Origin of the sequence: Enterococcus mundtii, assembly GCF_002947535.1 — a bacterium.
Taxonomy (GTDB): domain Bacteria; phylum Bacillota; class Bacilli; order Lactobacillales; family Enterococcaceae; genus Enterococcus_B; species Enterococcus_B mundtii_B.
This window is the reverse complement of record NZ_PUAP01000026.1, coordinates 147,925-155,072: the sequence shown is the minus strand read 5'-3', so window position 1 is coordinate 155,072 and position 7,148 is coordinate 147,925. Positions and strand designations below refer to the sequence as shown.

General features: G+C 39.6%; 6 protein-coding genes. 3 read left to right on the top strand and 3 right to left on the bottom strand.

All coding sequences use genetic code 11. The annotated features are described in order from the left end of the window. Positions 1-223: 223 nt before the first annotated feature. Entirely contained in the window at positions 224-1,618 is a 1,395-nt protein-coding gene (locus tag CUS89_RS08615; RefSeq protein WP_104871796.1) for an aminotransferase-like domain-containing protein, read from the bottom strand. Positions 1,619-1,711: 93 nt separating this feature from the next. Here CUS89_RS08615 and CUS89_RS08610 point away from each other — a divergent pair, with 93 nt between their 5' ends. After that, complete coding sequence (locus tag CUS89_RS08610; RefSeq protein ID WP_104871795.1) at positions 1,712-2,671, top strand: ornithine cyclodeaminase family protein; 960 nt, start codon at positions 1,712-1,714, stop codon at positions 2,669-2,671. Between the two features lie 7 nt (positions 2,672-2,678). Continuing rightward, positions 2,679-3,461 (top strand): PhzF family phenazine biosynthesis protein, encoded by a 783-nt coding sequence (locus CUS89_RS08605; protein WP_104871794.1) that lies wholly within the window; start codon positions 2,679-2,681, stop codon positions 3,459-3,461. 201 nt (positions 3,462-3,662) lie between these two features. On the opposite strand, the gene CUS89_RS08600 is transcribed toward CUS89_RS08605, so the two are convergent. After that, on the bottom strand, positions 3,663-4,766 hold the full coding sequence (locus CUS89_RS08600) for an alpha-hydroxy-acid oxidizing protein (RefSeq protein WP_104871793.1): 1,104 nt from the start codon (positions 4,764-4,766) through the stop codon (positions 3,663-3,665). A gap of 239 nt (positions 4,767-5,005) precedes the next feature. Next, a complete protein-coding gene (locus CUS89_RS08595; RefSeq protein WP_104871792.1) occupies positions 5,006-5,773 on the bottom strand; it encodes a DeoR/GlpR family DNA-binding transcription regulator in 768 nt (255 codons plus the stop codon). 176 nt (positions 5,774-5,949) lie between these two features. On the opposite strand from CUS89_RS08595, the gene ulaG reads away from it, so the two are divergent. Beyond that, the gene (gene ulaG, locus CUS89_RS08590) at positions 5,950-7,011 is read left to right on the top strand and encodes an L-ascorbate 6-phosphate lactonase (protein ID WP_104871791.1); all 1,062 of its coding nucleotides are present in this window, start codon (positions 5,950-5,952) and stop codon (positions 7,009-7,011) included. Positions 7,012-7,148 lie beyond the last annotated feature (137 nt).

Sequence of the window (7,148 nt, the reverse complement as noted above, 5' to 3'; positions counted from 1 at the left end):
GGACATTAGTTGTCTCCTACCACCTAAAACGAATAAACGGCGGGAACAGAAGTAACCTCTTCGGAAATAAGGCGCCATCCACAAAAATTTGAAGAACAATTTTCGTGGATGGCGCCTTATTTCTCGAGGCTGAACACTTCTGTCCCGACCTCTTCTTCGATGTGGTTTCGATCAGTTAAAAACAAAAAGAACCAGTTGGATCGTTTTGATTTTATGGGGTAAATCATCGTTGAAAGTGAACGATTTCTTTTTTGACGATCTCAAGCCCTCTTGTTAAAACTTCCAAAGGATTAGAGGATAAAGCAATTCGAATAAAAGGATCATGTTGCGGGTGTGTTGTAAAACGATGCGAATGATAGATACGAATCCCTTTATTTAAAAAAGCTTGTTCGATTGTTTCTGGGGATAGGTCATTTCGAACAGCGATATGACGATAAAAAGGAAGTGGATTGGTCGGTCGTGGCAAGTTGAAAAGTGTATCGAATCGTTCATTTGCTTGTTTTGTATAGTTGGTTTTTGTTTCTAGTATATTCTGTGCGGTTTTAGAACATAAGATTTGCGTGACGATCTCAGCATCTAAACTCGAGGTTTTGACATTAATGTTGAAAATTGCCTGTTGGATCTTTTGTTTGTACTTTTCGGGAAATACTAGAAAGGCAACACGCATACCTGCACAGATAAACTTGGTCATTCCAGCAAGATAGATCGTTTGTTCAGGAAGTAACTGTTGGAATGAAGGGAGTGGCGTCTTTTGATTATAGGTAGTTAAAAAAGAATGGATGTCGTCTTCGATCACGATCAATTGTTCCTTTGCGATGACTTCTTTTAGCTGTTGCCTCCGTTCTGCGGATAGTTGAAACCCAATGGGATTGTTGCAAGAAGGCATCAGAAAAATACCGTGGATTTCTTTTTTCCGACATTCTTGTTCAAGCAATTCGGGAAGCATACCCTCCGCATCAAAATCAATCGGTACGATTTCCATGTGATAAAGGTGAGCTAGTTCAATGAAATTTGAATAAGTATAGCGATCGACTGCCAAACGATCTCCTGGAGAAAACAGAGCAGCTAAAGTGACTGCCAAGCCATTTTGAACACCTGAAACAATAGCAATCTGGTCATTTGAAGCATAGACACCTTGTGTTTCCAACCAATTTTTGGCAATCGTCAATTGATAGTTTGTCCCTAAAGGTTCACGGTAACTAAGAAGTCCGCTTGTCGCATGATTTTGGGCGACGGCTTGAATAAAAGGCGCAATCATTTCGTTGCATTCATCAAATGAACTGACTAACCCAAAATCAATGATATGATCAGGTACTTGATCAGAGGAAATAGTGATGGAGGTAAACGCATTTGGCGAAACAAACGTACCACTCCCGATACTTGTATAGAGCAACCCTTTTTCTAGGCCCAACTTATAAGCTTGACCAACCGTTGTGAAATTGATGTCTAAGAAATCAGCTAATTCTCTTTGGGAAGGCAACCTTGTATTTTTTTGTAATTTATTGGATAAAATATCAGCTTCTAGTTGCTTGATAAGGGATTGATAGATTGGGCGATGTAACTTTTTTCTATCTGGACGCCAAGTCAATGGATAGTTCTCATAAGAGTTGATTGACATACTCTTTCCTTCTTTCAAAAATTGTATTCCATACAATTATATCATTGAATGTATTGTTTCTGAACGCTAGGATAGAAAAAAAGGAGGGGAAATATGCAAATCATCGATAGTCATGAAGTAATCACTCATTTTAGTTTTGCAGAAGCAATCAAAGTAATGGAACAGTGTTTTAAAGATTTTCAAGTCGGAAAGATTTCTCAAGAGAAGCGAATGGTCCAACAATTACCAGATGGAGAGGCCAAAAATATCTTTGCGATGATGCCTGCTTATCTAGGAAGTGATCGTTACTTTGGTTCTAAGATCATTACGGCATTTCCAAACAATCACAAACAAAAGCTACCTTCACATTTAGGTGAAATCATACTTTTCGATTCAAAAAATGGGCAACCTGTCGCGATGATCGATGCGAATGCAGTCACTTGGATACGAACAGCAGCAGTTTCAGCATTAGCCACGAACTACTTAGCAAAGTCATCGGCAGATACACTCACATTGATTGGATCAGGGCAACAAGCGGCTTCGCATCTAGCTGCAATTATCTGTGTCCGAAAGATTCATCGGGTGTTTGTCTATGACTTAGATGAAGCACGAAGAAAACAATTTATCCTAGAACAGCAAAATAAATATCCTGAACTGTGCTTTATTGATTGTTCCACGTTGACTGAAGCGACCATAGAAGCAGATATTATCTGTACTTTAACACCTAGTAGACATGCTTTTTTATCAAAAAACGATGTTCAATCTGGTACACACATCAATGTGATCGGGACATTTACACCAGATACCCGTGAGTTAACGAGTGATTTGATGGCATCTGGACAATTGTATGTGGATGATTATCAAGCGGTCAAAACGGAAAGTGGCGACTATTTGATTCCGCTGACAGAAGGGAAGATTGACCAGAAAAGCATTCTCGGTTCTCTAGGTGAATTAGTCACCCGGAAGAAGACAGGGAGAACAGACGAACAAGCGATCACGATCTTCGATGCTGTTGGCTTAGCAGTGGAAGATTTATGTTGCGCCGAATATATTTATCAAAAAGTAAAGGAGTAGTTTATAAATGAATTTACCCTATTATGTAGTTGACGCCTTCACCAATGAAGTGTTCAAAGGAAATCCTGCGGCGGTCTTTGTATTAGACGAATGGCTACCTGATGATGTCATGCAAAAAATCGCCATCGAAAACAATCTATCGGAAACCGCCTTTACCGTTAGAAAAGAGAAGGGCTATGAGTTACGTTGGTTCACTCCAGAGCGTGAAATCGATTTATGTGGTCATGCGACTTTAGCCACTGCATTTGTATTGTTCCATTTCTATGGCATCAGTGAATCCACGATTTCATTTTCAACGCAAAGTGGTAATCTATATGTCACACAAAAAGAGCAAAAATATGCGATGGATTTTCCAAGTATCTTACCGCAACCGGTCGCTATATTACCAGAATACGAGCAAGTGCTTGGTGCCAACATAAAAGAAGCTTATCTGGCAAGGGACTTATTTTTTGTTTTAGAAGATGAAGGGATAGTGGCAAATCTGACGCCTGATTATACGGCAATGACGCAATTAAAAGAAGGAGTCGGGGTAATCGTTACAGCTAAAGGAAAGAACGAAGATTTTGTTTCCAGAACCTTTTTTCCAAAACTAACGATCAATGAAGATCCAGTGTGTGGTTCAGCACATGCGAATTTGATTCCCTATTGGGCGCAAGCGCTAGGAAAGAATGACCTAGTTGCTCAACAACTTTCTCCTAGAGGTGGGTTCTTGACTTGTCAGTGGCTAGGAGATCGCGTGATGATCAGTGGAGAGGCAACTTTGTTTGCAAAAGGTGAAGCGTATATTTAGAAAATCCATCCAAACAGGTAGTATACAGAGTGCAATAAATAGCATACAGCTCTAAAAAATAAGCAAGAAGACCCGAAATTTATTCAAATATTTGGGTCTTCTTGCTTATTTTTAAAGGCTTTTTTGATGTTCGTTTATTTGGATTCAAAAGTGCGAGATGACTATGGGAACTACGCTTGCTTTATTTGAGATTTTCTCAATTTAGAAGAAACGATTTTCCCGTAATGTCACATTTTTGATATCTTCGACGGTTTGCGTTCCAGCTAGTTGCATCACCATTTCTAGTTCTTTTTTGAAGAAGTCGAATACTTGGTGGATGCCGGTACTTCCACCAAGAGCTAAACCGTAGATGGCAGGGCGACCGATTGCGACTAGATCGGCACCAGAAGCAATTGCTTTAAAGACATGCTGACCACGACGAACGCCGCTGTCGAAGACGATAGGCACACGTTTATCTACGGCTTCTGCTACATATTTCAAGGAATCAAATGCTGCTGGACCACCATCTAACTGACGACCGCCGTGATTAGATACCCAGATGCCATTTGCGCCCGCATCTAATGAACGATAGACATCGTCTTCTGATTGCACACCTTTTACATAAACGGGTAAGTCAGAATGAGCGGCAATAAATTCCACATCTTTTGGACTTAATTTTTGTTTTGAGGACTTATAAACTGCGTCCATCGTTTGTCCGACTCCTGATTGATAGGATTGAACGATCGGCATTGGCAAAGGAAAGGTGAAGCCATTGCGAAGGTCGGTTTCTCGATTACCACCAACAGTTGCATCAGCTGTCAGAACGATTGCTTTTGCGCCATTACGTTTAGCCATCTCTAGAATATCTAAATTGATGCCATTATCTTTACTCATGTAAAACTGGAACCATTGTGGTGCGTCTGGACCACCGGCTTCGCGGATTTCTTCTAATGTACATGAAGCGTAAGAACTTGCTGTATAGATCGTATGAAAATCAGCGACTCCTTTAGCTGAAGCTTTTTCTGCATTTGTATGCGCTAAACCATGAGCTGCAATAGGCGCCATGATGATTGGGGCAGACAATGTTTCTTGGTCAAAGTAAGTCGTTGTATCTGGAATTTCCACATCTTTTAAAACATGAGGAATAATCAATTGATGATTGAATGATTGCACGTTTTCTTGATACGTAAATAGATCTCCAGCACCACTACTGATATAACCGTATCCGCCAGTAGGAATCACTTGAGCTGCCGCCATTTCTAAGTCTTCTGTATTGATAAAACTGATTTGCCCTTCTTGTGAGCCAGCTTGATAAATCATTTCCATAAAACAATCCTTCTTTCTTAGTATCGATCAATAAATAATATCTTTTTTGTCAGCGTTTACATTTTTATACTACGCCTTGTTTTTAAAACAGGCAAATAATCTGTTTTATTTTATTTAACTGAACGAAGAAACACTGCTATGAGAGAGGGGTCGCATGCTCAGGATGCTTGAATCCTAAAAGTGGATATACTGATATCTGTTTTTTATCTGTTAGCAACTTTGGTAAAATTTTTCTTTTTTTACAAACTCACTCGAATAACTGTGACACCTAGTTGTTCGATTTTTTTTGCAAGTTTAGGCGAACAATGCTGATCGGTGATCAAATAGTCAAAGGCAGAGACATCAGCGATCTTAAATTGTGAAGTCCGACCAATCTTGCGATGATCTGCAACAAGGATACGACATTTGCTACTCTTTTTGATCATCCATTCGTTGATTTTAGATTCATTTAAAATTTTTGTCGTCACACCATTATCCAAATCTACTCCGCTACATCCGATGATACAAACATCTGCATTCATATCTGCTAATGTCCGAGCGGCAATGTCTCCAACTAAAATTTCTTTAGGTACACGTAATTCGCCACCAGTGAGGATATAAGTATAGTTTCCTTGTCTGACGCAAGAAACGACCTTTAAATTATTCGTTACGACGGTGACGTGATCCGATTCTAAATAATCGAGTGTAGCCAAGGCAGTGGAACTTGAATTGATAAATACTGTGGCATAATCTCCAATATATTGACTAGCAAAACGAGCGATTTGATGTTTGATCCACGTTGGTCCAGATAGATCAAAATTTGTCTGATTGTCATAGTTGAAGAGGCAATAGCCGTGTTCACGAATAATCTCATTTTTTTCTTCTAATAATGTCAGATCACGACGAATCGTACTAAGGGAGACTTGAAGCTTTTCAGACAGTTCGATCGTGGTCATTTGGTTGCGCCCTTGTAATAGATCAAGTATTTTATTACGTCTTTTTTCAATCGCCGACAGAGAATTTTTCATTGTTATCCTTCCTTTTCTATTAATTTTTTTCTCTATATGACTGATTATAGCTATACGAGCATAAAAAAAATGTAAACAATCACATAAAGTAATAACAGTCATATAAAGCTATTCCAATCGTTATGATAGCGCTCTATTATTTATGTATACCTAAAGTAAAAAGGGGGCAATGGCGCATGAATGTATCAGAAGTAACAAAAGAAGATTGGTTGCGTTCGACTTTTCCAGAATGGGGAACCTATCTGAACGAAGAAATCGAAATGGAACAAGTAAAAGAAAAAAGCGTATCTATATGGTGGTTAGGGTGTACAGGGATTTGGCTGAAGACACATGAAGGCACAAATATCCTCTGTGACTTATGGTGTGGGACAGGTAAACGGACCCACGGGAACGGACAGATGAAAAAAGGGCATCAGATGATGCGTATGAGCGGTACAGAAAAGATGCAACCGAATTTACGTACACAGCCTTTTGTGATCGACCCATTTGCAATCAAAAATGTGGATGCATTAGTGGTAACACATATCCATTCCGATCATCTGGATATCCACACTGCCGCAGCTGTTCATCAAAATTGTCCAGAGGCTTTATTTATTGGCCCCAAAGCAGTAGTAGAAACATGGCTATCTTGGGGGATACCTAAAGAAAAGACTCAGGTGGTCAAACCGGGTGATATCGCTTTGATCAATGAACTAGAGATCGTTGCGTTGGAAGCCTTTGATCGTACGGCATTGATCACGCATGATGATCCTAATGTGCAATTAAAAGAACAGTTGCCTCAAGAAATGGATACGATCGCTGTCAATTATCTTTTCAAAACATCGGGAGGGACGATCTACCACGCAGGGGATTCCCATTATTCCAACCTCTTTGCCAAACATGGCAATGAACATCAAATCGATGTTTGTTTAGGTGCATATGGTGAAAATCCGCGTGGTATCACTGATAAGATGACCGCTAGTGATTTGTTGAGAATGGCAGAATCGCTAAGAGCTCAAGTAGTGATCCCAGTCCATTATGATATTTGGTCAAATTTCATGGCTGATCCTAGCGAGATCACTCAATTATGGCGTATGAAAAAAGACCGTTTGGCTTATCAGTTTTCTCCTTATATTTGGCAAGTAGGTGGTAAATATACGTATCCAGATAACAGACAAGACTTAGCCTTCAATTTTGATCGTGGCTTCCATGATGTCTTCACCCAAGAAAATGATACGCCATTTCCATCATTTTTATAGGAGAACAAGAGATAGATGACAAAAAATCAGCTGAACCGAGATTTTTTGTAAGTGAAAGTAAAAGCGAGGAGGAAGAACGTATCAAAGCAAGTGAACGTAAGATAAAGTCGTCTCTTGATAAGAATACGCCGTTGTCG